The 26,316-nt window shown below is 69.2% G+C and carries 24 protein-coding genes and 1 pseudogene; all 25 read left to right on the top strand.

Translation table 11 applies throughout. From position 1 onward, the window contains the following. The first annotated feature begins 261 nt into the window (after positions 1-261). Positions 262-1,206: a homoserine kinase gene (gene thrB, locus ACZ6D7_RS09555; RefSeq protein ID WP_469486167.1), complete on the top strand. Its 945-nt coding sequence runs from the start codon at positions 262-264 to the stop codon at positions 1,204-1,206. A gap of 405 nt (positions 1,207-1,611) precedes the next feature. After that, positions 1,612-3,615, top strand: a complete 2,004-nt coding sequence (rho, locus tag ACZ6D7_RS09550; protein ID WP_469486165.1) for a transcription termination factor Rho — start codon at positions 1,612-1,614, stop codon at positions 3,613-3,615. A 161-nt stretch (positions 3,616-3,776) separates the two neighbouring features. Continuing rightward, positions 3,777-5,573 carry a trypsin-like serine protease gene (locus ACZ6D7_RS09545; protein ID WP_469487886.1) on the top strand — a complete coding sequence of 599 codons (1,797 nt, stop codon included), beginning with the start codon at positions 3,777-3,779 and terminating at the stop codon, positions 5,571-5,573. A 167-nt stretch (positions 5,574-5,740) separates the two neighbouring features. Continuing rightward, positions 5,741-6,856, top strand: coding sequence for an LCP family protein (locus ACZ6D7_RS09540; RefSeq protein WP_469486160.1), 1,116 nt, complete (start codon positions 5,741-5,743; stop codon positions 6,854-6,856). Between the two features lie 138 nt (positions 6,857-6,994). Beyond that, the gene (gene rpmE, locus ACZ6D7_RS09535; protein WP_403835155.1) at positions 6,995-7,219 is read left to right on the top strand and encodes a 50S ribosomal protein L31; all 225 of its coding nucleotides are present in this window, start codon (positions 6,995-6,997) and stop codon (positions 7,217-7,219) included. Between the two features lie 115 nt (positions 7,220-7,334). After that, positions 7,335-8,411 carry a peptide chain release factor 1 gene (gene prfA / locus ACZ6D7_RS09530; protein WP_469486156.1) on the top strand — a complete coding sequence of 359 codons (1,077 nt, stop codon included), beginning with the start codon at positions 7,335-7,337 and terminating at the stop codon, positions 8,409-8,411. Between the two features lie 36 nt (positions 8,412-8,447). After that, the gene (gene prmC / locus ACZ6D7_RS09525; RefSeq protein WP_469486151.1) at positions 8,448-9,293 is read left to right on the top strand and encodes a peptide chain release factor N(5)-glutamine methyltransferase; all 846 of its coding nucleotides are present in this window, start codon (positions 8,448-8,450) and stop codon (positions 9,291-9,293) included. 52 nt (positions 9,294-9,345) lie between these two features. Then, positions 9,346-9,993, top strand: a complete 648-nt coding sequence (locus ACZ6D7_RS09520; RefSeq protein WP_469486148.1) for an L-threonylcarbamoyladenylate synthase — start codon at positions 9,346-9,348, stop codon at positions 9,991-9,993. Then, positions 9,990-10,667, top strand: coding sequence for an arsenate reductase/protein-tyrosine-phosphatase family protein (locus ACZ6D7_RS09515; RefSeq protein WP_469486143.1), 678 nt, complete (start codon positions 9,990-9,992; stop codon positions 10,665-10,667). Before ACZ6D7_RS09520 ends, ACZ6D7_RS09515 begins: the two co-directional genes overlap by 4 nt. 102 nt (positions 10,668-10,769) lie before the next feature. Then, positions 10,770-10,997 (top strand): annotated as a pseudogene (locus ACZ6D7_RS09510) (protein-tyrosine-phosphatase); the annotation flags it as partial. A gap of 155 nt (positions 10,998-11,152) precedes the next feature. After that, on the top strand, positions 11,153-12,391 hold the full coding sequence (locus ACZ6D7_RS09505) for a serine hydroxymethyltransferase (protein ID WP_469486141.1): 1,239 nt from the start codon (positions 11,153-11,155) through the stop codon (positions 12,389-12,391). A gap of 162 nt (positions 12,392-12,553) precedes the next feature. After that, the gene (locus ACZ6D7_RS09500; protein ID WP_469486138.1) at positions 12,554-13,897 is read left to right on the top strand and encodes an MraY family glycosyltransferase; all 1,344 of its coding nucleotides are present in this window, start codon (positions 12,554-12,556) and stop codon (positions 13,895-13,897) included. Between the two features lie 311 nt (positions 13,898-14,208). Then, positions 14,209-14,664, top strand: a complete 456-nt coding sequence (locus ACZ6D7_RS09495; protein ID WP_469486134.1) for a hypothetical protein — start codon at positions 14,209-14,211, stop codon at positions 14,662-14,664. Positions 14,665-14,889: 225 nt separating this feature from the next. After that, positions 14,890-15,714 (top strand): F0F1 ATP synthase subunit A, encoded by an 825-nt coding sequence (gene atpB / locus ACZ6D7_RS09490; protein ID WP_469486129.1) that lies wholly within the window; start codon positions 14,890-14,892, stop codon positions 15,712-15,714. 76 nt (positions 15,715-15,790) lie between these two features. Continuing rightward, entirely contained in the window at positions 15,791-16,012 is a 222-nt protein-coding gene (gene atpE, locus ACZ6D7_RS09485; protein WP_004925497.1) for an ATP synthase F0 subunit C, read from the top strand. Between the two features lie 42 nt (positions 16,013-16,054). Then, the gene (locus tag ACZ6D7_RS09480; RefSeq protein WP_469486124.1) at positions 16,055-16,606 is read left to right on the top strand and encodes a F0F1 ATP synthase subunit B; all 552 of its coding nucleotides are present in this window, start codon (positions 16,055-16,057) and stop codon (positions 16,604-16,606) included. Further along, on the top strand, positions 16,603-17,418 hold the full coding sequence (locus ACZ6D7_RS09475) for a F0F1 ATP synthase subunit delta (RefSeq protein WP_469486120.1): 816 nt from the start codon (positions 16,603-16,605) through the stop codon (positions 17,416-17,418). Before ACZ6D7_RS09480 ends, ACZ6D7_RS09475 begins: the two co-directional genes overlap by 4 nt. A 122-nt stretch (positions 17,419-17,540) precedes the next feature. Then, positions 17,541-19,130, top strand: coding sequence for a F0F1 ATP synthase subunit alpha (atpA, locus tag ACZ6D7_RS09470; RefSeq protein WP_469486115.1), 1,590 nt, complete (start codon positions 17,541-17,543; stop codon positions 19,128-19,130). Between the two features lie 21 nt (positions 19,131-19,151). After that, positions 19,152-20,069 (top strand): F0F1 ATP synthase subunit gamma, encoded by a 918-nt coding sequence (locus tag ACZ6D7_RS09465; protein ID WP_469486112.1) that lies wholly within the window; start codon positions 19,152-19,154, stop codon positions 20,067-20,069. Continuing rightward, positions 20,069-21,505 (top strand): F0F1 ATP synthase subunit beta, encoded by a 1,437-nt coding sequence (atpD, locus tag ACZ6D7_RS09460; protein WP_469486109.1) that lies wholly within the window; start codon positions 20,069-20,071, stop codon positions 21,503-21,505. Before ACZ6D7_RS09465 ends, atpD begins: the two co-directional genes overlap by 1 nt. A gap of 122 nt (positions 21,506-21,627) precedes the next feature. Next, a complete protein-coding gene (locus ACZ6D7_RS09455) occupies positions 21,628-22,002 on the top strand; it encodes a F0F1 ATP synthase subunit epsilon (RefSeq protein WP_469486106.1) in 375 nt (124 codons plus the stop codon). 142 nt (positions 22,003-22,144) lie between these two features. Then, on the top strand, positions 22,145-22,591 hold the full coding sequence (locus ACZ6D7_RS09450; RefSeq protein ID WP_469486103.1) for a DUF2550 domain-containing protein: 447 nt from the start codon (positions 22,145-22,147) through the stop codon (positions 22,589-22,591). 707 nt (positions 22,592-23,298) lie between these two features. Beyond that, entirely contained in the window at positions 23,299-24,390 is a 1,092-nt protein-coding gene (locus ACZ6D7_RS09445) for a right-handed parallel beta-helix repeat-containing protein (protein WP_469486100.1), read from the top strand. Positions 24,391-24,811: 421 nt separating this feature from the next. Next, positions 24,812-25,558, top strand: a complete 747-nt coding sequence (locus ACZ6D7_RS09440) for an IPT/TIG domain-containing protein (RefSeq protein ID WP_469486096.1) — start codon at positions 24,812-24,814, stop codon at positions 25,556-25,558. A gap of 148 nt (positions 25,559-25,706) precedes the next feature. Continuing rightward, positions 25,707-26,316: IPT/TIG domain-containing protein (locus ACZ6D7_RS09435; RefSeq protein WP_469486094.1), on the top strand; the 610-nt coding region annotated here is incomplete at its 3' end.

Here is a 26,316-nt window from a genome sequence, read left to right as displayed (position 1 = left end):
CGCGTGACCCGGCAGGGAGGTTTCCCTGCCGGGGGTGCACAGGGGGCTTACGACACGCATCGTGCGCCTCCTGTGCGCCCTATGTCGCCGCAGAACCTTCCTTCGATAGGCTGTACTGAACCCGCCTGCCGCATATGCCGCAGTGCCGCGCAGCGATCGTGTCGTCGACGTGGTCGCCGCGCCGCCTCGCGGCCCCAGGGTTTCCACGTACGTATCGAATGTCATTCGACAATCACGCAGCTCAAGGAGAGTCATCGCGAGATGGCCGGTCCCGCCTTCCGCGCCGCCGCAGTACGGGTGCGCGTTCCCGCCACCAGCGCCAACCTCGGCCCGGGCTTCGACGCCTTCGGCCTCTCGCTGGGGCTCTACGACGACGTCGTCGTCCGGGTGGCCGACGCCGGGCTGCACATCGACATCGCGGGGGAGGGCAGCGAGACGCTGCCGCGTGACGAGAAGCACCTTCTCGTCCGTTCCCTGCGCACCGCCTTCGACGTCCTGGGCGGCCAGCCGCGCGGCCTGGAGATCGTCTGCGCCAACCGCATCCCGCACGGCCGCGGCCTCGGTTCCTCCTCCGCCGCGATCTGCGCCGGCATCGTCGCCGCGCGCGCGGTGACCATAGGCGGCGAGAGCAAGCTCGACGACGCGGCCCTGCTGGAGCTGGCGACCGAGATCGAGGGCCACCCCGACAACGTCGCGGCCTGTCTGCTCGGCGGATTCACCCTGTCCTGGATGGAGTCCGGCGCCGCGCGGGCGATCAGGATGGAGCCTGCCGATTCCATCGTTCCGGTGGTTTTCGTGCCCGGAAAGCCGGTACTGACCGAGACGGCGCGCGGACTGCTCCCGCGCACCGTGCCGCACGTCGACGCCGCCGCCAACGCGGGCCGTGCCGCCCTGCTCGTCGAGGCGCTGACCAGGCGCCCCGAGCTGCTGCTGCCCGCCACCGAGGACCGGCTGCACCAGGAGTACCGCGCTCCCGCGATGCCGGACAGCGCCGCCCTGGTGGAGCGGCTGCGCGCCGACGGGATCCCCGCGGTGATCTCCGGCGCCGGACCCACCGTGATGGCGCTGGCCGACGCGGGGACGGCCGACAAGGTCGAGGCTCTGGCGGGCACGGACTGGGCCGCGAACCGGCTGGCCCTGGACCTGCAGGGCGCGATCGTGCTGCCGCTCGCACCGGCGGGTGACACGCATTCCGGCGACATTTAGCGCACCGTCGCCGGATTTCGAGAGGGGGAATGTTTGTTGGATCCGGTAGTGTTAACCTCAAGTCTGCACCCGACCCCACCATGGCGAGGTGCTTCGTGTCCCCGTCCGGGACAGACATTCTTCCGGGAGCTCCCCAAGCCGCACTGCGTTCCGTATGTCGTATCTGGGCAGTACGCCGTACACCGACGCTGAGCGGTCCGCAGGGCACGCTCCGGAATCGGTGCTACCACGCCACGTGACACTGGGTGCCACGGATCGTCGGGGAAGCGCCATCACCAGCAAATTTTCCTCCGCCGCTTTGGGCGGACCACCGCCCCGGCTTCGCCTCAGCAAGGACCGAAGTCGGACAGCACAACCGGTCGCCGAGCCAGACAGGCCGACGTCCGCTCCAGGGAAGGACCCTTCGTGAGCGACACCACCGATCTGATGGGCGCACGTGTCGAGGAGACCGCTGCCGCGCCCGCCACGGACGCCTCCGCGCCTGCCACCGGTGCCGGCTCCCGGCGGCGCCGCGGTACCGGCCTCGAGGGCATGGTGCTGGCCGAGCTTCAGCAGGTCGCATCCGGCCTCGGCATCAGGGGCACCGCGCGGATGCGCAAGAGCCAGCTGATCGAGGTCATCAAGGAGGCGCAGGCCGGAGGCGGCGCCGCCGCGCCGGCGAAGGCCGACGCCCCGGCCGCCGAGACCAAGCCCAAGCGCCGCGCCACCTCCAAGGCCCGGACCGGCGACGTCGCGGCCGAGAAGAAGGCGGACGCCGCCAAGGCCGCCGAGGCCCCCGCCGAGAAGGCCGTGGCCCAGCAGCAGATCGAGATCCCCGGCCAGCCGGCCAGCAACGACGCCCCCGTCGAGCGCCGTCGTCGCCGCGCCACCGCCGAGGCGGGCAGCCCCGAGACGGTCGTCGCCGAGGCGAAGAGCGAGCCCAAGGCCGAGACGGCCGCGCAGCCGCAGGCCGAGGCCAAGACCGTCGACGCCGGTGAGGCCGACGGCCGCCGCCGTGACCGCCGTGAGCGCGGCCGGGACCGCGACCGCGGTGACCGTGGTGACCGTGGTGACCGCGGGGACCGCCGCGGCAAGGGCGACGAGCAGCAGGGCGGCCAGCAGCAGCGCGGCCAGCAGACCCAGCAGCAGACCCGCCAGGACCGTAACGCCGGTCCGCAGGACGACGACGACTTCGGCGACGGCCGTCGCGGGCGTCGCGGCCGCTACCGCGACCGCCGCGGCCGCCGTGGGCGTGACGAGATCGGCGCCGCCGAGCCGCAGCTCGCCGACGACGACGTCCTGATCCCCGTCGCGGGCATCCTGGACATCCTCGACAACTACGCCTTCATCCGGACCTCCGGCTACCTGCCGGGCCCGAACGACGTGTACGTCTCCCTCGCCCAGGTCCGCAAGAACGGCCTGCGCAAGGGCGACCACATCACCGGCGCGGTCCGGCAGCCCAAGGAAGGCGAGCGGCGCGAGAAGTTCAACGCGCTGGTCCGCCTGGACTCCGTCAACGGCATGGCGCCCGAACACGGCCGCGGCCGCCCGGAGTTCAACAAGCTCACCCCGCTCTACCCGCAGGACCGCCTCCGTCTGGAGACGGACCCGGGCGTGCTGACGACCCGCATCATCGACCTCGTGTCGCCGATCGGTAAGGGCCAGCGCGGTCTGATCGTGGCCCCGCCGAAGACCGGCAAGACCATGATCATGCAGGCGATCGCCAACGCGATCACGCACAACAACCCCGAGTGCCACCTGATGGTCGTCCTGGTCGACGAGCGTCCGGAAGAGGTCACCGACATGCAGCGGTCGGTCAAGGGCGAGGTCATCTCCTCGACCTTCGACCGCCCGGCCGAGGACCACACCACGGTCGCCGAGCTCGCCATCGAGCGCGCCAAGCGCCTGGTGGAGCTGGGTCACGACGTCGTCGTGCTGCTCGACTCGATCACGCGTCTGGGCCGTGCGTACAACCTCGCCGCCCCGGCCTCCGGCCGCATCCTGTCCGGTGGTGTCGACTCGACGGCCCTGTACCCGCCGAAGCGCTTCTTCGGTGCGGCCCGCAACATCGAGGACGGCGGCTCGCTCACCATCCTCGCCACCGCCCTGGTGGACACCGGGTCCCGCATGGACGAGGTGATCTTCGAGGAGTTCAAGGGCACCGGCAACATGGAGCTCAAGCTCGACCGGAAGCTCGCCGACAAGCGCATCTTCCCGGCGGTGGACGTCGACGCGTCCGGCACCCGCAAGGAGGAGATCCTGCTCGGTGCCGAGGAGCTGGGCATCGTGTGGAAGCTGCGCCGTGTGCTGCACGCGCTCGACCAGCAGCAGGCGATCGAGCTGCTTCTCGACAAGATGAAGCAGACGAAGTCGAACGCCGAGTTCCTGATGCAGATCCAGAAGACGACGCCGTCGCCGGGCAACGACTGATCCAGCGCCGCACGCCGTAGCAGAGGGCCGCTCCCGCAACCGGGGGCGGCCCTCCGCGTTGTCCGTGGCCGTTGTTAGGATCACGCCCCTCGGTCGGCTCGTCGAGCCGGGACCGATCCCGAACTTCCTGATCCCGAGGGGGGACACGAGTGGGTACACGTATGTCCGGGGGCCGGCACAGACGCCGGATACGTTTCGCTCTGCCGGTCGCGGCGGCCACGCTGGCCGCGGCCGTCGGCGGAGTGCTCCTGACGACGACGGCCGACGCGGCCACGGCGGCACCGACGCCGGTGCGCACCTCGCCGTCGACCGCCGAGATCGACGCCCGCCTGGCGATCGCCCTCGCCGGTGACGACACCGCGGGGGAGACGTCCTCGAAGGCGTCGCTGAGCGCGAGCACCGGCTCCGGCTCCGCCTCCGTGGACCCGAAGATCATCGGCGGCTCCACGACGACGATCGCCAACGCGCCCTGGATGGCCCAGCTCTGGTACGGCGACGACCGCGGCACCAGCACCATCAGCGACGACATCGGCTTCTTCTGCGGTGGCGCCGTCGTCGCCCCGACGAAGATCCTCACCGCCGCGCACTGCGTCAAGGGCTACAACTGGAAGGCCCACGGCGTCGTCGTCACCGGCACCGCGCAGCTGCTGTCGGAGGACTCCAGCGGCAACCTCGACCTGCACGGCGGCACCGCGCGCGGTGTCTGGCGCCAGTGGAACCACCCGTCGTACAGCGACGTGACGATCGACAACGACATCGCCCTGCTGACCCTGCCGACCCCGGTCAAGGCGAAGCCGATCCCGATGACGACGGCCGGCGACACCGCGTCGTACACGGCCGGTACCACGGCCAAGGTCTTCGGCTGGGGGCGCACCACCTCCACCAACCAGGACATCTCGGATCTGCTGAAGACGGCCGAGCTGCCGATCCAGTCCAACGCCACCTGCTCGGGCGCCTACGGCACCGACTTCATCGCGGGGCACATGGTGTGCGCGGGCAACCCCGCCACCGGCTCCGACACCGGCACCACCTCCGCCTGCAACGGCGACTCCGGCGGCCCGCTCGTGGTCGGCGACAGGATCGTGGGTGTCGTGTCGTGGGGCGTGAAGGACTGCGTCGCGCAGGGCGCGTACAGCGTCTTCTCCAAGGTCACCACCTACGTCGGCGCGACCTACCCGCGCATCGACGACAGCAACCTCACCGGTGACCACTACGCCGACGTGTGGGTGCGCAACTCCTCCACCAAGACCGGCTACCAGCTGCCTTCCAAGGCCACCTCGCTGGGTTCCCGGGTGTCCTGGGGCTCGTACTCGGCCTGGAACCTGGTGGTGCAGACGGACCTCGACCGGGACGGCTTCCAGGACCTGATCCAGCGCCGCGCGTCCGACGGTGACGTCTACTGGCGGCACTACGTGCCGTCCACCGACACCTGGGTCAGCAGCCTGCTCGCCGACAACTGGAAGACCCGCCTGGCGATCGTCGCTCCCGGTGACGTCACCGGCGACACCCTGCCGGACGTGCTCTCCGTCGACTCCGCGGGCGTGCTGTGGATCCACCCGGGCCTGGGCAACGGCAAGATCGGGACGGCCGTGAAGGTCGGCACCGGCTGGAACCAGTACAACGTCGTGCGCGGGCACGGCGACTTCAACAACGACGGCCGCGCGGACCTGCTGGCCCGCAACAAGAGCACCGGTGTCGTGTACCTCTTCAAGGGCACCGGCAAGGCCGGCACGGGCGCCTTCGCGGCCCGCGTGAAGGTCGCCACCTGGTCCAGCACGACGTACAACGTCTTCGCCACCGTCGGGGACGTCAGCGGCGACGGCAAGGCCGACCTGCTGGCCCGTACGCCCGCCGGCACGCTGTACCTCTACAAGGGCACCGGAAAGACGACCAGCGAGATCTTTGCCACAAGGGTGTCGCTCGGTACCGGTTTCAAGCAGTACGACCTGTTCGGCTGAGTTCGGCCGTAAGCGCAGGTGAGCGGGGGTTCGCCCCGGCCTCTGGACACGCTCTGTGCACGAACCCCCGCGGTTCGGGCACAGAGCGTCGTGCAACCCTGTCCCGAGTTTCCCCGTCTGACCGGGCGGAGTGACGATGGTGAGGTTGCACGAGAACAGAGGAGCACATGTCCGCCGAGAGCACGCCGGAGCCCGGCATACCGGGTGACACCAGCAGCAGCGTCCCGCGCCACCGCAAAGAGCGGGGCAGGCGCAAGGGACTGCTGATCATGGCCTGGACGGCCGCGGGGATCGTGGTCCTGGGCGGCACGGGCGCGGGCTATCTGTACTTCAAGCTCAACGGCAACATCAAGACCGTCGACATCGACCAGGCACTGGGTACCGACCGGCCGGCCAAGGTCGACAACGGCTCCGAGAACATCCTGGTCCTCGGCTCGGACACCCGCTCCGGCGCCAACAAGAAGCTCGGCGGCGGCACCGACGACGGCAGCGCCCGCTCCGACACGGCGATGATCGTCCACGTGTACGAGGGCCACGAGAAGGCCAGCGTGGTCTCCATTCCGCGCGACACCCTGATCGACCGGCCGGAGTGCACCGACACCCGGGGCGTCACGCACGACGCGGCGAGCGGCGTGATGTTCAACTCGGCGTACTCGACGGGCGGCGCGGCCTGTGCGGTGAAGACCGTCGAGTCGATCAGCGGCATCCGCATGGACCACTACCTCGAGGTCGACTTCTCCGGCTTCGAGAAGCTCATCGACGAGCTGGGCGGCGTCGAGGTCACCACCACCAAGGCCATCGACGACCCCGACAGCCATCTGAAGCTCGAGGCCGGCACGCACACGCTCACCGGCGAGCAGGCCCTCGGCCTGGTCCGCACCCGGCACGGCGTCGGCGACGGCTCCGACCTCGGCCGCATCCAGCTCCAGCAGGCCTTCATCAAGGCGCTGGTCCAGCAGGTGCGCCAGGTCGGCCTCTTCACCAACCCGAAGAAGCTGTACGGCCTCGCCGACAGCGCGACGAAGGCGGTCACCACCGACTCCGACCTCGGCACGGTCAACTCCCTCATGGCCTGGGCGAACGGCCTCAAGGGCATCAAGGCGTCGAACATGCACATGGTCACGATGCCGGTCCAGTACGACCCCGCCGACCCCAACCGGGTCGTCGTCCTGGAGTCCAAGGCCGAGCAGGTATGGACGGCCCTGAAGAACGACCGGCCGATCCCGAAGGCGGCGACGACGGGCAACGCGACGGGGGAGGCGGCGGGGGTCGTGACGTCGTAGAGGTGCCCGGGAATAGATCGCGGCAACCCCCGGTTTTGGGGGATGGCGCCAGTCCTGGCAGACTGGTACGTCGGCTCCGGTTCACGCTCCCGTATCCCGCGGTGGCGACCCGGCGCCCTCCCGAAACTAGGAGACACCTTGAAGCGCGAGATCCACCCCGAGTACGTCGAGACGCAGGTCAGCTGCACCTGTGGCGCGTCGTTCACCACCCGTAGCACCATCGAGAGCGGCACCATCCGCGCCGACGTGTGCTCCGAGTGCCACCCGTTCTACACGGGCAAGCAGAAGATCCTCGACACCGGTGGCCGTGTGGCCCGCTTCGAGGCCCGCTTCGGCAAGGCTGCCGCCGGCTCCAAGAAGTAGCGAGCCCCTTTTCGCCGGTCCACGGCCGTGCCCCCTGCCCGGGGTGCGCCGGGACCGGCGTTTTTGGTCGCCCGCCTTCCCCTTCCCGCGCAGCACAGCAGTACAGGAGCCCAAGATGTTCGAGGCCGTCGAGGACCTCCTCGGTGAACACGCCGACCTGGAGAAGAAGCTCGCAGACCCGTCGGTCTTCGCCGACCAGGCCAACGCGCGCAAGCTCAACAAGCGGTACGCCGAGCTCACCCCGATCGTCGCCACCTACCGCTCCTGGAAGCAGACCGGCGACGACATCGAGACCGCCCGCGAGTTCGCCGCCGACGACCCCGACTTCGCCGCCGAGGTCAAGGTGCTGGACAAGCAGCGCGAGGAACTGACGGAGAAGCTGCGGCTGCTCCTCGTCCCGCGCGACCCGAGTGACGACAAGGACGTCATTCTGGAGATCAAGGCGGGCGCGGGCGGCGACGAGTCGGCGCTGTTCGCCGGCGACCTGCTGCGCATGTACCTGCGCTACGCCGAGCGCGTCGGCTGGAAGACCGAGATCATCGACGCCACCGAGTCCGAGCTGGGCGGCTACAAGGACGTCCAGGTCGCGGTGAAGACAAAGGGCGGCCAGGGTGCCACCGAGCCCGGCCAGGGTGTCTGGGCGCGGATGAAGTACGAGGGCGGGGTGCACCGGGTGCAGCGCGTCCCGGCGACCGAGTCGCAGGGCCGGATCCACACCTCCGCCGCCGGCGTGCTCGTCACCCCCGAGGCGGAGGAGGTCGACGTCGAGATCAACCCGAACGACCTCCGCATCGACGTCTACCGGTCCTCCGGGCCCGGCGGGCAGTCCGTCAACACCACCGACTCCGCCGTGCGCATCACGCACATTCCCACCGGAGTCGTCGCCTCCTGCCAGAACGAGAAGAGCCAGCTGCAGAACAAGGAGCAGGCGATGCGTATCCTGCGCTCCAGGCTGCTCGCGGCGGCGCAGGAGGAAGCGGAGCGGGAGGCCGCCGACGCCCGCCGCAGCCAGGTCCGCACCGTCGACCGCTCCGAGAAGATCCGCACCTACAACTTCCCGGAGAACCGCATCTCGGACCACCGTGTCGGCTTCAAGTCGTACAACCTGGACCAGGTCCTGGACGGCGACCTCGACGCGGTGATCCAGGCCTGCGTCGACGCGGACTCGGCCGCGAAGCTCGCAGCCGCGTAAGGCTACGCACGCACGAGTACGACACGGAGGACTTGCGTGAACCTGCTGCTCGCAGAGGTGGCCCAGGCCACCCAGCGGCTGGCCGACGCCGGCGTGCCCTCGCCGCGCAACGACGCGGAGGAGCTCGCCGCGTTCGTGCACGGCGTGAAGCGCGGTGAACTCCATTCCGTGAAGGACTCCGACTTCGACGCCCGGTACTGGGAGGTCATCGCCCGGCGCGAACAGCGTGAGCCGCTTCAGCACATCACCGGGCGGGCCTACTTCCGGTACCTGGAGCTCCAGGTCGGCCCCGGCGTCTTCGTGCCGCGTCCCGAGACCGAGTCGGTCGTCGGCTGGGCCATAGACGCCGTACGCGCCATGGACGTCGTGGAACCGTGCATCGTCGACCTGTGCACCGGCTCCGGCGCCATCGCGCTCGCCCTCGCCCAAGAGGTCCCGCGCTCGCGCGTGCACGCCGTGGAGCTGTCCGAGGACGCCCTGGTGTGGACCCGCAAGAACATGGAGGGGTCCCGCGTCGACCTGCGCCAGGGCAACGCCCTGGACGCCTTCCGGGACCTTGACGGCCAGGTCGACCTGGTCGTCTCCAACCCGCCGTACATCCCGCTCACCGAGTGGGAGTACGTCGCTCCCGAGGCGCGGGACTACGACCCCGAACTGGCCCTGTTCTCCGGCGAGGACGGCCTGGATCTGATCCGGGGCCTGGAACGCACCGCACACCGCCTGCTCCGTCCCGGCGGTGTCGTCGTCATCGAGCACGCCGACACCCAGGGCGGCCAGGTGCCGTGGATCTTCACCGAGGAGCTGGGCTGGGCCGACGCGGCCGACCACCCGGACCTCAACAACCGCCCCCGCTTCGCGACCGCCCGCAGGGCCATGCCGTGAACACCCATCTGACTTCCGTCCAGCAGTACGTGCACGAGGAGGCCCGCTAGACATGGCTCGGCGATACGACACCAACGACGCGACCGACCGTGTGACCGGTCTGCGCGAGGCCGCGTCCGCCGTCCGCCGTGGCGAACTCGTGGTCCTTCCGACCGACACGGTGTACGGCATCGGCGCCGACGCGTTCACCAAGGAGGCCGTCGGCGACCTGCTGGAGGCCAAGGGCCGGGGCCGCAACATGCCCACGCCCGTCCTCATCGGTTCGCCGAACACGCTGCACGGCCTGGTCACGGACTTCTCCGAGCTGGCCTGGGAGCTGGTCGACGCCTTCTGGCCGGGCGCGCTCACGCTCGTCGCCAAGCACCAGCCGTCCCTCCAGTGGGACCTGGGCGACACCCGCGGCACGGTTGCCGTGCGCATGCCACTGCACCCGGTCGCCATCGAGCTGCTCACCGAGGTCGGCCCGATGGCCGTCTCCTCGGCGAACCTGACCGGCCACCCGGCGCCGGAGAACTGCGATTACGCCCAGGAGATGCTCGGCGACTCGGTCTCCGTCTACCTCGACGGCGGCCCGACCCCCGGCAACGTCCCGTCCTCGATCGTCGACGTCAGCCGCGAGGTGCCGCTGCTGCTGCGCGAGGGGGCGATCACCGCGGACGAGCTGAGGAAGGTCGTACCCGACCTCGAGGTGGCGAATTGACAGCCCCTGACGCGGGGCGTGGCATAGGCAACCGGGAACGGGCCGCGGAGCAGACGACGACGTTCGGGTTTCCGCGCGACACCTTCCGCATCCTCCACGTCAGCACCGGCAACGTCTGCCGCTCGCCGATCACCGAGCGGCTGACCCGGCATTTCGTGTCGCAGCGGCTCGGGGTGCTGGGCGGCGGGCTGATCGTGGAGAGCGCGGGCACCTGGGGCCACGAGGGCGCGCCGATGGAGAGCAACGCGGAGACCGTGCTGGCCGACTTCGGCGCGGACGCCACCGGCTTCACCGGCCGTGAGCTGCTTGACGAGCACGTCATCATGGCCGACCTGGTGCTCACCGCGACCCGCGACCACCGCGCCCAGGTCATCTCCATGGGCCACTCGGCGGGCCTGCGCACCTTCACCCTGAAGGAGTTCACCCGCCTGGTGAACGCGATAGACCCCGCCACCCTCCCTCCGTTGGAGGAGGGTGTGGTCATGCGTGCGCGCGCGCTGGTGCGTGCGGCTGCTGCGCTGCGGGGGTGGCTGCTGGCGCCGACGCTGGAGGCGGACGAGGTGTACGACCCGTACGGGGCGCCGTTGCCGTTCTTCCGGTCGATCGGGGACGAGATACATGAGGCGCTGGATCCGGTGGTGACGGCGTTGACGGGTGTGCCGGCCAGGATGTGACCGGGACGGGGTGGGCCGGCGGGCGGAGTCCGCCGCGGCGGCCCGCTGCCCGGGAGGCCCGCCAGGGCCGAGCGGTGCGAGGGGCGCGTTGGGGAAGGGGTCCCCGCCACCCTTCCTCCGTTGGAGGAGGGTGTGGTCATGCGTGCGCGCGCGCTGGTGCGTGCGGCTGCTGCGCTGCGGGGGTGGCTGCTGGCGCCGACGCTGGAGGCGGACGAGGTGTACGACCCGTACGGGGCGCCGTTGCCGTTCTTCCGGTCGATCGGGGACGAGATACATGAGGCGCTGGATCCGGTGGTGACGGCGTTGACGGGTGTGCCGGCCAGGATGTGACGAGGAGGGCGTGGTCCTGCCGGCGCCGTCAGGCGCTGGATCCCGTCGTCACGGCGCTCACCGGGGTGCCGGCGCGGATGTAGGTGGTGGCGGGCGTGCCGTGCGTCCCGGGCCTACATTGGACGTACGTCATCGTCGACGCCCCGGAGTCCACCATGTCGGTCGTCCACGTTCCCGAGGCCGATGTCCTGCGCCGGCAGGATCCCGAGCTGGCGGAGATCCTGCTCGGGGAACGGGAGCGGCAGGCGTCGACGCTCCAGCTGATCGCCGCCGAGAACTTCACCTCACCGGCCGTGCTGGCCGCGCTGGGCTCGCCACTGACCAACAAGTACGCGGAGGGCTATCCGGGCGCCCGCCACCACGGCGGCTGCGAGATCGTCGATGTCGCCGAGCGGATCGCCGTGGACCGCGCGAAGGCCCTGTTCGGGGCCGACCACGCCAACGTACAGGCACATTCGGGCTCGTCGGCCGTGCTGGCCGCGTACGCGGCGCTGCTGCGGCCAGGGGACACCGTCCTCGCCCTCGGGCTGCCCTACGGCGGGCATCTGACCCACGGGTCGCCGGCGAACTTCTCCGGGCGCTGGTTCGACTTCGTCCCCTACGGGGTGGACGCGGAGACCGGGCTGATCGACCACGAGCAGGTCCGCACGCTGGCCCGTACCCACCGGCCCAAGGCGATCGTGTGCGGGTCCATCGCCTACCCGCGCCACATCGACTACGCCTTCTTCCGCGAGGTCGCCGACGAGGTGGGCGCCCATCTGATCGCCGACGCCGCCCACCCGATCGGGCTGGTGGCCGGGGGAGCGGCGCCCAGTCCGGTGCCGTACGCCGATGTGGTGTGCGCCACCACGCACAAGGTGCTGCGGGGGCCGCGCGGCGGGATGATCCTGTGCGGGAGCGAGCTGGCCGAGCGGGTGGACCGGGCGGTCTTCCCGTTCACCCAGGGCGGCGCGCAGATGCACACCATCGCCGCGAAGGCGGTGGCGTTCGGGGAGGCGGCAACACCGGCGTTCACGGTGTACGCCCATCAGGTGGTCGCCAACGCGAGGGTTCTCGCGGCCGGGCTGGCGGCCGAAGGGCTCCATGTCACGACGGGCGGGACCGACACCCATCTGATCACCGCGGACCCCGCCCCGCTCGGCGTCGACGGGCGGACCGCGCGCGGTCTGCTGGCCGCCGCCGGAATCGTGCTGGACTGCTGCGCGCTGCCGCACGCCCACGACCGCGGGCTGCGGCTGGGCACGGCGGCGGTGACCACCCAGGGTATGCGCGAGGAGGAGATGGCCCGTGTCGCGGCGCTGATGGCGGAGGTGCTGCGGGAGCAGACCGAGGCCCAGAAGGCCCGATCGGAGGTACGCGAGCTGACCGGCGCGTTTCCGCCGTATCCGGAGTGAAACGGGGTAGGCGCGGTGTTGGACGTGCCCCCGTGCGCCCGAACTCACAGCCGCACGTGCAACCATCGTCGCTACCCGGAAGTCCCCACACATATGCGCCGCGTGTGAGTCGATCGCTAGGGTGTGGGGCTGAGATGGCCAGCGAGACCTGTGGGGAAGCCCGTGCGTGAATACCTGCTGACGCTCTGCGTCACGGCCGCGGTGACGTATCTGCTGACAGGGCCGGTACGGAAGTTCGCGATCGTGGCCGGAGCGATGCCGGAGATCAGGGCCCGTGACGTGCACCGGGAACCGACTCCGCGGCTCGGCGGGATCGCCATGTTCTTCGGGCTGTGCGCGGGGTTGCTGGTCGCCGACCACCTCACGAACCTCAACGAGGTCTTCGAGAAGTCGAACGAGCCGCGTGCCCTGCTCTCCGGGGCCGCGCTGATCTGGCTGATCGGCGTCCTGGACGACAAGTTCGAGATCGACGCCCTGATCAAGCTGGGCGGGCAGATGATCGCCGCCGGCGTGATGGTCATGCAGGGTCTGACGATCCTGTGGCTGCCCATCCCGGGTGTGGGCACGGTCGCGCTCACCCAGTGGCAGGGCACCCTGCTGACCGTGGCGCTGGTCGTGATCACCATCAACGCGGTCAACTTCGTGGACGGCCTCGACGGCCTCGCCGCCGGCATGGTGTGCATCGCTTCGGCCGCGTTCTTCATGTACGCCTACCGCATCTGGTACTCGTACGGCATCGAGGCGGCCGCCCCGGCGACGCTGTTCGCGGCGATCCTGATGGGCATGTGCCTGGGCTTCCTGCCGCACAACATGCACCCGGCGCGGATCTTCATGGGTGACTCGGGCTCGATGCTGATCGGACTGGTGCTGGCCGCGGGCGCGATCTCGGTCACGGGACAGGTCGACCCGGACCTGATGAACCTGTACACGAACTCCGAGCGCAGCGCGGTCCACCAGATGGTGCCGGTCTACATCCCGCTGCTGATGCCGCTGACGATCATCGCGATCCCGGCCGCCGACCTGATCCTGGCGATCGTGCGCCGGACCTGGCGCGGTCAGTCGCCGTTCGCCGCCGACCGCGGGCATCTGCACCACCGGCTGCTGGAGATCGGCCACTCGCACAGCCGCGCGGTGCTGATCATGTACTTCTGGTCGGCGCTGATCGCGTTCGGCACGCTCGCCTACTCGGTCAACGCGGGCGCCATGTGGATCGTCCTCGGTGTCGTGTTCCTCAGCGCGCTCGGCCTGGTGCTGCTTCTGCTGCCGCGCTTCACGCCGCGGGCCCCGCGCTGGGCGGAGGCGTTCCTTCCGCCGCGCTACCGCCGCCGCAGGGCCGCTGCGGCCCTGGAGAGGTCCGCTCCGGCCGTCGCCGGGGAGTCCGGGGAGCCGGCGGAGGGGTCCGAGGAGTCGGAGGACGCCCAGGTGCCGCGTACGCCGGTCGCCGCGGGGGTCTCCGGGGTCAACGGAGCGACCGCGATCGGCGCTCGTTCCCGCTCGGCAAGGTAAGAATCTGACTAGAGCATTGCCAAGTCGTGGGGAAGTGGGGGCAGGGCAAAGGTCCCCAATACCGGACATCCCGGCCCGTTTTTTGCACAGACGCGCACTGTCAGTCTCATGTGTGACACCAAGCACACCATCCAGGTAAAGACCTCATCAAATAGTTTGTGATACGGTTCACGAGAACCCGGGATGGAACCGAGGGACCGTAGTGCGACGGTCCTCTGGAGCGAGGACGGCGTGAGGTCATTCGCCCCTCGAACCGGGACTACGCTCGTCCATGACGACACCCTGCCCCCTTTGAAAGCGGAGTTGCCGCCATGCCGTCCAACGACGTCCGGATCCTGGCCCAGGCCGCCGTGCCCACAGCCGCCGTCGGCGCGATCGCCGCCGTCATCAGCGGTGTGGTCGCGGGCGGCAAGGGAGCCATCGGAGCCGCCGTCGCCACGGTCGTGGTGATCGCCTTCATGGGGCTGGGGATGTACGTCCTGAACCGCACCGCCAAATCGCTTCCGCACCTCTTCCAGGCGATGGGTCTCATGCTGTACGCGGCGCAGATCCTGCTGCTGTTCATCTTCCTCGCCGCGTTCAAGGACACCACGCTCTTCAACCCCCGGGCCTTCGCCGTCACGCTCGTCGCGGGCACTCTCGTGTGGATCGCCGCACAGACGCGTGCCCACATGAAGGCCAAGATCCTTTACGTCGAACCCGATTCGGGCTCCTCCACGACCTCCTCGAAGGGCGAGAAGCCCGAAAACTCGGGGCACTCGTCGTGAGGGGTAGGGCCGGTATAAAGACGCCTGAGAGATCCTGCTATCGTCCGGTGCCAACTGCGGCATCGCGGGCGCGGGCATCCGAGCTGACGCCTGCTCAATCGCGAGGCGAGATGCCCCCAAGCCGCCCCCACATCAGAAACACCAGTCCCGTGCCGAAACGCGGCCACGCGCCGCGCCGACACAACGAGGTTGCCGTACCTATGCGCCACGACGAAGGAGCCCGCGGTGAGTGCTGACCCGACGCAGGTGCTCGCTTTCGAGACCGACTGCCACCTGTTCGACGGTTGTGGCTTCCCGGCTCCGGGCCTGCACTCGTTCCTGTTCGAGCCGCTCTGGGGCGACGCCGACGGTAACGGCCTCTACTTCAACAAGCCGATGCTGCTGGCCCTGCTGGGCTCCATCATCGTCGTGGGCTTCTTCTGGGCCGCCTTCGCGAAGCCGAAGCTGGTCCCGGGCAAGCTCCAGATGGTCGCCGAGGCCGGCTACGACTTCGTCCGCCGCGGCATCGTCTACGAGACGATCGGCAAGAGGGAGGGCGAGAAGTACGTCCCCTTCGCCGTCTCGCTGTTCTTCTTCATCTGGATGATGAACATCTGGTCGATCATCCCCGTCGCCGCCTTCCCGGTGACGTCGATCATCGCCTACCCGGCGATCCTGGCCCTGCTGGTCTACATCACCTGGGTCTCGCTCACCTTCAAGCGCCACGGCTTCGTCGGTGCCTTCAAGAACTTCACCGGCTACGACAAGTCGCTGGGCCCGGTGCTCCCGCTGGCCATGACCATCGAGTTCTTCTCGAACCTGCTGGTCCGCCCGTTCACGCACGCGGTGCGACTCTTCGCGAACATGTTCGCCGGTCACACGCTGCTGCTGCTGTTCACGATCGCCACCTGGTACATGCTCAACGGCATCGGCATCGCGTACTCCGCCGTCTCGTTCACGATGGTCATCGTGATGACGGCCTTCGAGCTCTTCATCCAGGCCGTTCAGGCGTACGTCTTCGTCCTCCTGACCTGCACCTTCATTCAGGGCGCGCTCGCCGAGCACCACTGAGCGTCCCCGCTTCCACACCCCCGCACTCGTCCGGTGGCCAACCCCCACCGGTCCGTAAAGAGAAGGAAGAACTGGCATGTCCAACCTTGCTGCTGTCACCGGTGACCTCGGTTCCGTCGGTTACGGTCTTGCGGCCATCGGCCCCGGCGTCGGCGTTGGCATCATCTTCGGCAACGGCACCCAGGCCCTCGCCCGCCAGCCCGAGGCTGCCGGTCTGATCCGCGCCAACCAGATCCTCGGCTTCGCCTTCTGTGAGGCGCTGGCCCTCATCGGTCTCGTCATGCCGTTCGTCTACTAAGACGAGCCCTGACGACCGACCCTTTCGACGAAAGGCACTGATGTGACATCCGCCCTGGTTTTCCTGGCGGCTGAGGGTGAGAAGGAGAACCCCCTCATCCCGCCGTGGCCGGAAGTTGTCATCGGCCTCATCGCTTTCGTCATCGTCTTCGGCTTCCTCGCCAAGAAGCTCCTCCCGACCATCAACAAGGTTCTGGAAGAGCGTCGCGAGGCCATCGAGGGCGGTATCGAGAAGGCCGAGGCCGCACAGACCGAGGCCCAGAGCGTTCTTGAGCAGTACAAGGCTCAGCTCGCCGAGGCCCGGCACGAGGCCGCGCGTCTGCGCCAGGAGGCGCAGGAGCAGGGTGCGACGCTCATCGCCGAGATGCGCGCCGAGGGCCAGCGACAGCGCGAGGAGATCGTCGCCGCCGGTCACACCCAGATCGAGGCCGACCGCAAGGCCGCCTCGTCCGCGCTGCGCCAGGACGTCGGCAAGCTCGCCACCGAACTGGCCGGCAAGCTCGTCGGCGAGTCCCTCGAGGACCACGCCCGCCAGAGCCGCGTCATCGACCGCTTCCTCGACGAGCTCGAGGAGAAGGCCGAGGCGTCGCGATGAACGGAGCGAGCCGCGAGGCCCTGGCAGCCGCACGTGAGCGTCTCGACGCGCTGACGGACTCCACGTCCGTGGACGCCGCGCAGCTCGCCGGCGAGCTGGCGGCCGTCACCGCGCTGCTCGACCGCGAGGTGTCGCTGCGTCGGGTCCTCACCGACCCGGCGCAGGCCGGTGAGGGCAAGGCCGAGCTGGCCCAGCGTCTGCTCAGCGGCCAGGTCAGCGGCACCGCCGCCGACCTGGTGTCCGGCCTGGTGCGTTCCCGCTGGTCGCAGTCGCGTGACCTGGTGGACGCGCTGGAGGTCCTGGCGGACATCGCCGACCTCACCGCCGCGCAGCAGGCCGGCGCGCTCGACGACGTCGAGGACGAGCTGTTCCGCTTCGGGCGGATCGTCTCCTCCAGCACGGAGCTGCGCGCCGCACTGACCGACCGGAAGGCCACCGCCTCGGCCAAGAGCGAGCTGCTGCGCAGCCTGCTCGGCGGCCGTGCCGACGCGGCCACCGAGCGTCTGGTGACGCGCCTTGTGACCGCGCCGCGAGGACGTAGCCTGGAAGCGGGACTCGACTCCCTGTCCAAGCTGGCCGCCGAGCGCCGCGACCGTGTCGTGGCCGTGGTCACGTCGGCCGTGCCGCTGAGCGACCCGCAGAAGCGACGCCTCGGTGCCGCCCTCGCGAAGCTCTACGGCCGCCAGATGCACCTCAACCTCGACGTGGACCCCGAGGTCCTCGGCGGGATCCGGGTGCAGGTCGGTGACGAGGTGATCAACGGCTCCCTCGCGGACCGTATCGAGGACGTCGCCCGCCGCATGGCGAGCTAGCAGCAACTCAAGACCGCAGTACGTACACGACGGCCCTGGTTGGGCCGTGCAGAAGAATCCTGGGGGTCGCCCCCAGACCCCCTAAGAAACTTCGGGCCCAACAAGGAGAGCAGGGAACCCAGATGGCGGAGCTCACGATCCGGCCGGAGGAGATCCGGGATGCGCTGGAGAACTTTGTCCAGTCGTACAAGCCGGACGCGGCCTCGCGCGAGGAGGTCGGTACGGTCACCCTTGCCGGCGACGGCATCGCGAAGGTCGAGGGCCTGCCCTCGGCCATGGCCAACGAACTGCTGAAGTTCGAGGACGGCACCCTCGGCCTCGCGCTCAACCTGGAAGAGCGCGAGATCGGTGCCATCGTCCTCGGTGAGTTCAGCGGCATCGAGGAGGGACAGCCGGTCACGCGTACCGGCGAGGTGCTCTCCGTGGCCGTCGGCGAGGGCTACCTCGGCCGCGTCGTCGACCCGCTCGGCAACCCGATCGACGGCCTCGGCGAGATCGAGACGTCCGGGCGCCGTGCCCTGGAGCTGCAGGCTCCGGGTGTCATGGCCCGTAAGTCGGTGCACGAGCCGATGGAGACCGGCTACAAGGCCGTCGACGCGATGACCCCGGTCGGCCGTGGTCAGCGTCAGCTGATCATCGGTGACCGCCAGACCGGCAAGACCGCCCTGGCCGTCGACACGATCATCAACCAGCGCGACAACTGGCGCTCCGGTGACGTGAAGAAGCAGGTCCGCTGCGTCTACGTCGCCATCGGTCAGAAGGGCTCGACCATCGCCTCCGTGCGTGGCGCCCTCGAAGAGGCCGGCGCACTGGAGTACACGACCATCGTCGCCGCCCCGGCGTCCGACCCGGCCGGCTTCAAGTACCTGGCGCCGTACACCGGCTCGGCCATCGGCCAGCACTGGATGTACGAGGGCAAGCACGTCCTGATCATCTTCGACGACCTGTCGAAGCAGGCCGACGCCTACCGCGCCGTGTCGCTGCTGCTGCGCCGCCCGCCGGGCCGCGAGGCCTACCCGGGTGACGTCTTCTACCTGCACTCCCGTCTGCTGGAGCGCTGCGCGAAGCTCTCCGACGACCTGGGCGCCGGCTCGATGACCGGTCTGCCGATCGTCGAGACGAAGGCCAATGACGTCTCGGCGTTCATCCCGACCAACGTCATCTCCATCACCGACGGCCAGTGCTTCCTGGAGTCGGACCTGTTCAACGCCGGTCAGCGCCCCGCGCTGAACGTCGGTATCTCCGTCTCCCGAGTCGGTGGTTCCGCGCAGCACAAGGCGATGAAGCAGGTCTCCGGCCGCCTCCGCCTCGACCTCGCCCAGTACCGTGAGCTGGAGGCGTTCGCCGCCTTCGGTTCCGACCTGGACGCCGCGTCGAAGTCCCAGCTGGAGCGCGGTCAGCGCCTGGTCGAGCTGCTCAAGCAGGCTCAGTACCAGCCGATGCCGACCGAGGACCAGGTCGTCTCCGTGTGGGCCGGTACCACCGGCAAGATGGACGACGTTCCGGTCGCCGACATCCGCCGCTTCGAGAAGGAGCTCCTGGAGTACCTGCACCGCAAGGAGCAGGGCCTCATGACCTCCATCAAGGAGGGCGGCAAGATGTCGGACGACACCCTCACCGCTGTTGCCGACGCGATCGCCGAGTTCAAGAAGCAGTTCGAGACCGCGGACGGCAAGCTTCTCGGCGAGGACGCCCCGTCCGCCGCCAAGTGACGTAAGGAAGGGACCTGACTCATGGGAGCCCAGCTCCGGGTCTACAAGCGTCGCATCCGATCCGTCACCGCGACCAAGAAGATCACCAAGGCGATGGAGATGATCGCCGCCTCGCGCGTCGTCAAGGCGCAGCGCAAGGTGGCGGCCTCCGCGCCGTACGCGACCGAGCTGACGCGCGCGGTCACGGCGGTCGGTACCGGCTCGAACACGAAGCACCCGCTGACCACGCAGGCCGAGACGGTCGTGCGGTCCGCGGTGCTGCTCCTGACGAGCGACCGTGGTCTCGCCGGTGCCTTCAACTCCAACGCCATCAAGGCCGCGGAGCAGCTGACGGCGCGCCTCGAGGCCGAGGGCAAGCAGGTCGACACGTACATCGTCGGCCGGCGTGGTCTCGCGCACTACAACTTCCGTGAGCGCAAGGTCGCGGAGTCGTGGTCGGGCTTCACGGACGAGCCGACGTACGCGGACGCCAAGAAGGTCGCGGCCCCCCTGATCGAGGCCATCGAGAAGGAGACGGCGGAGGGCGGCGTGGACGAGATCCACATCGTCTTCACCGAGTTCGTCTCGATGATGACGCAGACGGCGCTCGGCGACCGTCTGCTGCCGCTCAGCCTCGACGAGGTTGCCGAGGAGTCGGCGACGAAGGGCGAGATCCTTCCGCTGTACGACTTCGAGCCCTCGGCGGAGGACGTCCTCGACGCCCTTCTGCCGCGCTATGTGGAGAGCCGCGTCTACAACGCTCTCCTCCAGTCGGCAGCCTCGAAGCACGCCGCCACGCGGCGCGCGATGAAGTCGGCGACCGACAACGCCGGAGAGCTCATCGAGACGCTCTCCCGCCTTGCCAACGCGGCCCGCCAGGCCGAAATCACCCAGGAAATCAGCGAGATCGTCGGTGGCTCCGCAGCCCTGGCCGACGCGACCGCGGGGAGTGACAGGTAATGACGACGACAGTTGAGACGGCCGTTGCCACGGGCCGCGTCGCCCGGGTCATCGGCCCGGTCGTCGACGTGGAATTCCCCGTCGACGCCATGCCGGAGATCTACAACGCCCTTCACGTCGAGGTGGCCGACCCGGCCCAGGACGGCGCGAAGAAGACGCTGACCCTGGAGGTCGCCCAGCACCTGGGTGACGGCCTGGTCCGCACCATCTCCATGCAGCCCACCGACGGTCTGGTCCGCCAGGCCCCGGTCACCGACACCGGCACGGGCATCACCGTCCCGGTCGGCGACTTCACCAAGGGCAAGGTGTTCAACACCCTCGGTGACGTGCTGAACGTCGACGAGAAGTACGAGGGCGAGCGCTGGTCCATCCACCGCAAGGCCCCCAACTTCGACGAGCTCGAGTCGAAGACCGAGATGTTCGAGACCGGCGTCAAGGTCATCGACCTGCTGACCCCGTACGTCAAGGGCGGCAAGATCGGTCTGTTCGGCGGTGCCGGTGTCGGCAAGACGGTGCTCATCCAGGAGATGATCTACCGCGTCGCCAACAACCACGACGGTGTCTCCGTGTTCGCCGGCGTCGGCGAGCGCACCCGTGAGGGCAACGACCTCATCGAGGAGATGGCGGAGTCGGGCGTCATCGACAAGACCGCGCTGGTCTTCGGTCAGATGGACGAGCCCCCGGGCACCCGTCTGCGCGTGGCCCTCGCGGGTCTGACCATGGCGGAGTACTTCCGCGATGTGCAGAAGCAGGACGTGCTGTTCTTCATCGACAACATCTTCCGCTTCACGCAGGCCGGTTCCGAGGTCTCGACCCTGCTCGGCCGCATGCCCTCCGCGGTGGGCTACCAGCCGAACCTGGCCGACGAGATGGGTCTCCTCCAGGAGCGCATCACCTCGACCCGTGGTCACTCGATCACCTCGATGCAGGCGATCTACGTCCCCGCGGACGACCTGACCGACCCGGCCCCGGCCACCACCTTCGCCCACCTCGACGCGACGACGGTTCTCTCCCGTCCGATCTCCGAGAAGGGCATCTACCCGGCCGTGGACCCGCTGGACTCCACGTCCCGCATCCTGGACCCGCGCTACATCGCGGCGGATCACTACGCCACGGCGATGCGCGTCAAGACGGTCCTGCAGAAGTACAAGGACCTCCAGGACATCATCGCGATCCTCGGTATCGACGAGCTGGGCGAGGAGGACAAGCTCACCGTCCACCGTGCCCGTCGCGTGGAGCGCTTCCTGTCCCAGAACACCCACGTCGCCAAGCAGTTCACCGGCGTCGACGGGTCGGACGTGCCGCTGGACGAGTCGATCACCGCGTTCAACGCGATCATCGACGGCGAGTACGACCACTTCCCGGAGCAGGCGTTCTTCCTGTGCGGTGGTATCGAGGACCTGAAGGCCAACGCCAAGGAGCTGGGCGTCTCCTGATCTCGGAACTCTCCGAGTTCGTGTGGTGAGGGGGCGGGCGCGTCCCGCCCCCTCTGCCACGCCCACTAGACTTAGTAACCAACACCCGGCAGACCCGCCGGGTGGTGACCCGAGGAGCCATCTTGGCTGCTGAGCTGCACGTCGCGCTGGTCGCGGCCGACCGAGAGGTCTGGTCCGGCGAGGCCACCCTGGTCGTCGCGCGCACCACGTCCGGCGACATCGGCGTCATGCCCGGTCACCAGCCGCTGCTCGGTGTGCTGGAGTCGGGCCCGGTGACCATCCGTACGAGTGATGGTGGAACGGTCGTCGCCGCGGTGCACGGCGGTTTCATCTCGTTCGCGGACAACAAGCTGTCGCTGCTGGCCGAGATCGCCGAGCTGTCGGACGAGATCGACGTCCAGCGCGCGGAGCGCGAGCTGGAGCGCGCGAAGGCGGAGGGCGACGCCCTCGCCGAGCGTCGCGCGGACGTACGCCTGCGTGCGGCGGCGTCGCGCTGACCCAGCGCGGAGCTGCATGACGTCACTCAGCCGCGGCCGGCACCGGGAGTCTCCGGAGCCGACCGCGGCTGAGGCAGATCTGGATGTTTTTTCCGTTCCGTTACCTATTTTCGGTACCTAGGAGACGAGGAGGTCGGTGTCGATGGTCCTCGCTCTGACTGTGTGCGGAATCGTCGTGGCCCTGGTGGTGGTGGGGCTGTTCGTCTTCGGTCTGCGCCGCAGACTCATCCAGCGCTCCGGCGGCACGTTCGACTGTTCCCTGCGCTGGGACGTCCCCGAGAAAACGGACACCAGCGGCAAGGGCTGGAGCTACGGCGTCGCCCGCTACAACGGCGACCGCATCGAGTGGTACCGCGTCTTCTCGTACGCCTACCGGCCCCGGCGGGTGCTGGAGCGCGCCTCGATCGAGGTGGTCGGCCGGCGGCTGCCCGAAGGCGAGGAGGAGCTGGCGCTGCTCTCCGACGCGGTGGTCCTCGCCTGCGTTCATCAGGGCACGCGTCTCGAACTCGCGATGAGCGAAGACGCGCTGACCGGATTTCTCGCGTGGCTGGAGGCGGCCCCGCCCGGACAGCGGGTGAACGTGGCCTGACGGGGTCGTGGGTGCTGCCGAATCAGCCGGCACCGCGAACGGCACCGGCTGATCGGGATCCAGTTCGCCACCGGGGGTGCCCATCGCGGCTTGTCGGCACGATTACCCAGGCCTTCTGCAGAAACGCCAAAGGTGGTCCGACTTCCGCTCCCCCAGTGGGAAGGGCGGCCCACCGGCTGGATCCATTCCAGTAACCCACCTTCGGCCCGGCATCCGCCGGGCATATTGCATATGCCACCCGAATGGCCCAGTGTGCGGCCCGCCCCTCGTGGCGTCACATCCGCGCCGCCGCGGGCGAGTTGGCACGCCCCCAGGAGTTGTCGTCGACTGTTCCGCCCGCATCAGGAGCGATGCGAGGGTGACGGCTGCCTGGTAGGACTCGGTGGTCTTGTCGTAGCGGGTGGCGATGCCGCGCCGTCTGAGACGAACTCCCACTCGGCATCGGACAGTTCATGGCGGCGTATCACCCGATCGTGATCCACTGCTCGAGATCTTTTGAAGACGTGACCTAGGCCCCCCGTACCACGGCCCCTGTACCACGGCCCCTGTACCACGGCCCCTGTACCACGGCCCCCGTACGACGGCACCCCCGTACGACGGCGCGCCGTGCCGCACGGCCTTACGGGCCTCACCCGTTCAGGTCTCTCTGGATGCCGACGGCCCACGCTCCCGATCAAGTTGGAGAACAACGACCAAAGGGAGCCCAAGTGCTGACCGTGAAGAAAGTGCGCGCCCTCGCCGCGGCCGCACTCGTGAGTGTCTCCGTGCCGGGACTCGCCCTGTCGACCACCGCCCAGGCCCTGCCCGCACGGCAGGCGACGGTGGTGCCCTGCGGGGACGTCGCTGCGTTGATCGAACAGATCACCGAGGCGAACGCCCGTGGAGTCGGTTCGATCCTGCTGGCCCCGGGATGCACCTACGTGCTCGACGCTCCGGCCGGGCCCGGGGGTGCCAACGGGGCCAGCGGACTGCCGACCATCAGCGGACAACTCACCGTCATCGGCATCGGATCCACGATCAGCCGTGGGGGAACCACCGCCTTCCGTATCGCCGAAGTCGCCGGGCAGGGCTCCCTCACCCTCAACGGGATCACCGTGTCGGGCGGCAGCGCGACCGAGGGCTCCGGCACCGTCGGCGGCGGCATCCTGACCGAGGGGACGTTGGTCCTGGTCAACAGCCGGATCACCCACAACACCGCTTCCGGGTCCGGGGGCGGGATCGAGGTCGCGTCCGGTGCGACCGCGAGTCTCAGCGGCAGCACCGTGTCGGACAACCACGGTGGCGACGGCGGCGGAATCCACGTGGCCGAGTCAGCCCGGCTGACCGTGGCCGGAGGGGCCATCGAGCGGAACAAGGCGGACTTCACGGGTGGAGGTCTGGCCACGTTCGGCGCGACGGTCCTCAGCGGCACAGGGGTCGTGGCCAACAGCACGACGAACTTCGAGGGTGGCGGCGTCGTCACGGGGTTCGGAGTCCTCACCGTCAGCGGTGGTCGGCTGGCGGAGAACGTGGCCGCCTCGTCCGGCGGCGGCATCGCCAACTTCGGCAGCACCCTGCGACTGCGGGGGGTGAACGTGGACCAGAACCGTGCCGGACTCGACGGCGGCGGCCTGTACCAGCAGGCCGGCAGTTCCACGCTCGTCGGTGGCAGGGTCTCCGCCAACCGGGCAGGCGGTCAGGGCGGCGGCATCTTCCGCGTCGGCACCGGCGGCCCGGTCCTCCTGGTCGGGGCGCCAGTCTTCGCCAACCAGCCCGACAACTGCGCGCCCTCCGGAGCCGTCCTCGGCTGTACGCCGTAGCCGCTGATGGAACCGGGCCCCGGGGATGTTCCCGGGGCCTGGCCACGTCCTCACTACTCCATTCGGGTGATTAGAAGCCGCGATGTCTTGTCACCCAATTGGATGCATGGGTCACTAAGAGTGTTGAACCGGCGGGCTGCCCATCCCCGAGCCGGGGGAACGTTCGGACAGGCAGCGCTCGCCGGTTTTTTCCTTGCCCGGGACGGATGGCAGACGCAGCTTCACGGAACACCCGTGTCGGTTCGTTCACCTGGCGCGGCAGCACTGTGACGGTGCGGCCGCATCGGAAGAGTCGGGAAAAGACTGACGTACGCAGCCGGCCGACGGCGGTCGTTCTCCCTGACGTGGCAGCCAGTGGCTGGCCCATTCCTGCCGGTTCCTCGCATGTCCCCATCAGCGAGCGAGGACGAGGAGTCCCCACATGCCTATCTCTCCGAATCAGGGTTCCACCGGGGGCGGGACCCTGGTGACCATCACGGGCACGAACCTGACCAACACCAGCGCGGTGAAGTTCGGCACCAAGTCGGCCACGAGCTTCACCGTCGTCAACGCGACCACGGTCACCGCCGTATCCCCTTCGGGGACCGGCACGGTCGGGGTCACCGTGACCACCCCGGGCGGTACGAGCAACCCGGTGTCGTTCTTCTACGTCGGCGCCCCGTTCAAGTCCTCTCTGGGCGCCACCTCAGGGCCGCTGGCCGGCGGCAACACCATCACCATCACCGGCACGGGCCTGTCGACGGCCACCAGCGTGTCGTTCGGTGCCAACACCGCCACTCCGACGGTCAGCAGCGACGGCTTGCTGAGCGTCACCGTTCCGGCGGGCGCGGCGGCCGGGTCGGTGTCGGTGAGCGTGACCACCGCCGGCGGCACCAACAACGGCCTGAGCTACACCTACGTCGACCTTCCCACGATCGGGACCATCAGCCCGGCGTCGGGGTCGACCTCGGGTGGCACGGCGGTGACCATCACCGGCACCAACCTGGCCAGCACGGAGTCGGTCACCATCGACGGCACCGCCGCCCCGTTCGCGGTGATCAACGCGACCACCCTGTCCGTGGTCACCCCGCCCGGTACGGCGGGAGCGGTCGACGTGATCGTGACCAACCCCGCCGGATCGGACACCGAGGTCGGCGGGTTCACCTACGTCGAAGGCCCCGGTATCTGACCGGTCCGATCGCCTCCGCCTGAGGAGGTGACGAAATCCCCCGTCCGGGCGGTGGCCCCCCTCCGCCCGGGCGGGCTCGGTCCCGCAGCCGCGCCCCCAGGTGGCCGCACGTGTTGTGATGCCCAGTTCTCTCTTAAGGAGTACAGCCATGGCTGCCCCTGTGGTCTCTTCGGTCAGTCCCAACCAGGGGCCGGAATCGGGTGGTACCACCGTCATCATCACCGGCACCGGTTTCACGTCGGTGCTCACCGTCCGCTTCGGCACCAGGACCGCCACGTCGTTCACCGTCAACAGCAGTACCCAGATCACGGCGGTGACTCCCTCGGGAACCGGCGGCGTGAACGTCACCGTCAGCACGACTCAGGGGACGAGCACCCAGTCCGTGCCGTTCACCTATGCCGGAGCTCCCTCCCTCTCGGGTGTGTCGCCGAATCAGGGTCCGGTCTCCGGTGGGACGACGGTCACGTTGACGGGTGCGAACCTCTCCGGTGCGACGGTGGTGTCGTTCGGCGGGGTTGCGGCGTCCTCGTTCACCGTCAACAGCGCTACCCAGATCACGGCGGTCAGTCCGCCCCGCGCGGCCGGTGCCGCGGCGGTCACGGTCACCACCCCCAGCGGCACCACCAACGCCGTCACCTTCACCTACGTCGCCGCTCCCGCCCTCTCGGGTGTGTCGCCGAATCAGGGTCCGGTCTCCGGTGGGACGACGGTCACGTTGACGGGTGCGAACCTCTCCGGTGCGACGGTGGTGTCGTTCG

The sequence above is a fragment of the Streptomyces sp. NPDC041784 genome (assembly GCF_055591025.1).
This window is presented reverse-complemented; position numbering and strand designations above follow the sequence as displayed.

Bases quoted from the DNA above. Each gene is read 5' to 3' on its own strand.
- ACZ6D7_RS09465 (WP_469486112.1), top strand. From the start codon at position 19,152: ATGGGAGCCCAGCTCCGGGTCTACAAGCGTCGCATCCGATCCGTCACC.
- ACZ6D7_RS09505 (WP_469486141.1), top strand. From the start codon at position 11,153: ATGTCGGTCGTCCACGTTCCCGAGGCCGATGTCCTGCGCCGGCAGGAT.
- atpD (WP_469486109.1), top strand. From the start codon at position 20,069: ATGACGACGACAGTTGAGACGGCCGTTGCCACGGGCCGCGTCGCCCGG.
- ACZ6D7_RS09475 (WP_469486120.1), top strand. From the start codon at position 16,603: ATGAACGGAGCGAGCCGCGAGGCCCTGGCAGCCGCACGTGAGCGTCTC.
- ACZ6D7_RS09540 (WP_469486160.1), top strand. From the start codon at position 5,741: ATGTCCGCCGAGAGCACGCCGGAGCCCGGCATACCGGGTGACACCAGC.
- atpA (WP_469486115.1), top strand. From the start codon at position 17,541: ATGGCGGAGCTCACGATCCGGCCGGAGGAGATCCGGGATGCGCTGGAG.
- ACZ6D7_RS09440 (WP_469486096.1), top strand. From the start codon at position 24,812: ATGCCTATCTCTCCGAATCAGGGTTCCACCGGGGGCGGGACCCTGGTG.
- ACZ6D7_RS09450 (WP_469486103.1), top strand. From the start codon at position 22,145: ATGGTCCTCGCTCTGACTGTGTGCGGAATCGTCGTGGCCCTGGTGGTG.
- prfA (WP_469486156.1), top strand. From the start codon at position 7,335: ATGTTCGAGGCCGTCGAGGACCTCCTCGGTGAACACGCCGACCTGGAG.
- ACZ6D7_RS09495 (WP_469486134.1), top strand. From the start codon at position 14,209: ATGCCGTCCAACGACGTCCGGATCCTGGCCCAGGCCGCCGTGCCCACA.
- atpE (WP_004925497.1), top strand. From the start codon at position 15,791: ATGTCCAACCTTGCTGCTGTCACCGGTGACCTCGGTTCCGTCGGTTAC.
- ACZ6D7_RS09520 (WP_469486148.1), top strand. From the start codon at position 9,346: ATGGCTCGGCGATACGACACCAACGACGCGACCGACCGTGTGACCGGT.
- ACZ6D7_RS09545 (WP_469487886.1), top strand. From the start codon at position 3,777: ATGTCCGGGGGCCGGCACAGACGCCGGATACGTTTCGCTCTGCCGGTC.
- thrB (WP_469486167.1), top strand. From the start codon at position 262: ATGGCCGGTCCCGCCTTCCGCGCCGCCGCAGTACGGGTGCGCGTTCCC.